The 2,472-nt window shown below is 35.2% G+C and carries 2 protein-coding genes; both read right to left on the reverse strand.

Annotation, left to right across the window (positions count from 1 at the left end):
• The coding region (locus ABJM36_RS12880) for a carbohydrate-binding protein (protein WP_348451907.1) at window positions 1-2,245 on the reverse strand (2,245 nt) is incomplete at its 3' end.
• Window positions 2,246-2,270: 25 nt separating this feature from the next.
• The coding region (locus ABJM36_RS12885; protein ID WP_348451908.1) for a T9SS type A sorting domain-containing protein at window positions 2,271-2,472 on the reverse strand (202 nt) is incomplete at its 5' end.

The following is a 2,472-nucleotide window of genomic DNA, read 5'->3' on the forward strand; positions in this document are numbered from 1 at the left end:
AATCAATATTGAGTTTCTGTAAATCATTTGTAATAACGCCTTGTTTATTTACTCGTCCACTAATATCAAAAATGGTATATTGATTGAATTTCGAATTTGGCATAAGCACCGTTAAATTATTTGATACGGGGTTTGGGTAAAGCCGTACCTCATTATTTTTTTCAAACGATTCTTGAGAAAGTGACTCAACCTCTTTTAACACCAATTGGATCCAGTTAATATTCCACCCACCAGAAAGCGCATTTAAACGAATAGTATGACTTCCTGAAGTCAATGATACTGTGGTACTTAATGTTGTATACGCTTGCCAGTCTCCTGTTGAGGAAATACCTGTTGTTCCTTGAGTTTCACCATCAACTAGAAATTCCACAGAACCGCCTCCATTTTTGCTTGCTACACGGTAGTTTAAAATAAAAGTACCAGAATTAGCTATTTCAATTTGATAATCCATCCAATCTCCAGCGTCTATATATCCTACATTTAATCCGCCATCTACATCACCTGTCGATTCAGTTCTAATCCCATTCATTTCACTATAATCTTCTGCCTGAATTAAAACAGTCTCTTCGGGGTCTGCTTCTACTAGTGAAACTGTAAAATTATTTAGTTTGAAAGCGTCATCTTCACCAGTAAATAAAACTTTTAAAACCTGTATACCTTTGGATAGCCTTACACCACTTACAACATTAAAATCTTGCCAATCTGTTAGTCCTGTAGAATTTGGTGCACCAAAAGGAACTGATACACTTGATGTTAGATCTGCGCCATCTAAATTAAACTTTATAGCGCCATTATTATTAGAAGCTGCATAATTTATATCTATACTATATATACCATTTGAAGACACATTAACTGTATATAACAACCATTCTCCATTTTTAATACTTGTAATATTATAGTTGCCATCAGTTAAGGATTCAATATCTACGTTTTCATCAGTTCGATATTGACCTCCTTCATTAGAATCAGTAAGGTCGTTGTAGGTTTTATCTTGACCATTTAAATCTAAATAATCGAAATTCTCTGCTTCTATGGTCATAGGTAATTCATTCATATTATATTCTGGTAAACCTTTGGAATCAAATCCACTTATAGGATCTCCAGGGTTTTCATCTATAATAAAGCACATACTTCCCATCCCTGGATGAGAGGTGTTTGTAAACTCTGGAGTATAAGGCACACCATTATCATATGAAGCGTCAAGTACCGCTGCCGTATATGGGTGCGGTTTACCTGCCATTTTAAAAAGTTTAGCTGCCAAATAATACATTGGCGAAAAATCTCCACGACCGTCCTCACTAATAAAACCATTATTCATCCAGCCAAATGATTGATTACAAGGGTTAGGAATATCATTTGTCCAAGACACATCATATCCTAGATTGTATTTAGCTGTATATTCCATTCCAGCAACAAGTCTGTCGTCAGCAAAGCTTACCAAATCAACACCTTGGTTCCAAGCAATCAAAGCTGGTTCTACCAAATGAGCAATACCACCTTGAGTATGCACCTGATCTCTCTCACTTTCAAAACATTGACCGTCTGCATTTATAATATACTGCGTAACTCCTGCACAGCCATCATCGGTATCCGTAAAGCCATATTTATAAGCATTAATGGCATCATTAAACATGGTAGTGTTATCGCAAAAAATAGCCATAGCCATATTTCCAATAACACACGACGTTCCCCAGTTCATAGAACGCGAATCGCCGGTACTCGTAAAAGGGTAAACTATATTTTTAAACCAAGTTTTAGCATTAGATATACTTGTTGATGACCAACTAGCCTCTCCATTAAACCCCCAAGCAAGAATTTCAGCCGCATTAGCCATATGACCAGCAGAAACACTAAGGGTTAAGGTTGGACCATAAACATCAAAATCTTCAACAGTATTAACCCAAGCATCAATAATATCTTTGGCTGCATTAGCGTAAGCTATATCGCCCGAAGCTACCCACTTAATAGCAAGAACATAAGCCGCATGCCCTTGATTCGAAAATGCATTTGTATCTGTAATAGTTGGAGACACCGTCGCCGTATAGCTTTCATCGGCATCAATATCTTTTATGGCGTTCCAACCAGATATCCACGGTTCTTCACCTGCAGAGACTTTAGTTCTAATAAGCCTTAAATCATCATCTAAAAACCACCCTCCTGGATGTGTTAATTGCCCATAAGAATTAATTACATTAAGAAGTAAGACTAGTATAAAAACAAGTCTGATTTTAATAATTTTTGTCATTATAATATATATTTTTTGTTAATTTTTAATTTTTAACCAACTTAAAAGTTCTGCTTTCAATTCCTTTTAAATTAATTAAGTACATGCCTTTAGATAAATCACTTAAATCAATATTGAGTTTCTGTAAATCATTTGTAATAACGCCTTGTTTATTTACTCGTCCACTAATATCAAAAATGGTATATTGATTGAATTTCGAATTTGGCATAAGCACCGTTAAATTATTT

The sequence above is a fragment of the Algibacter sp. genome (genome assembly GCF_039977455.1).
Taxonomy (GTDB): Bacteria; Bacteroidota; Bacteroidia; order Flavobacteriales; family Flavobacteriaceae; genus Algibacter_B.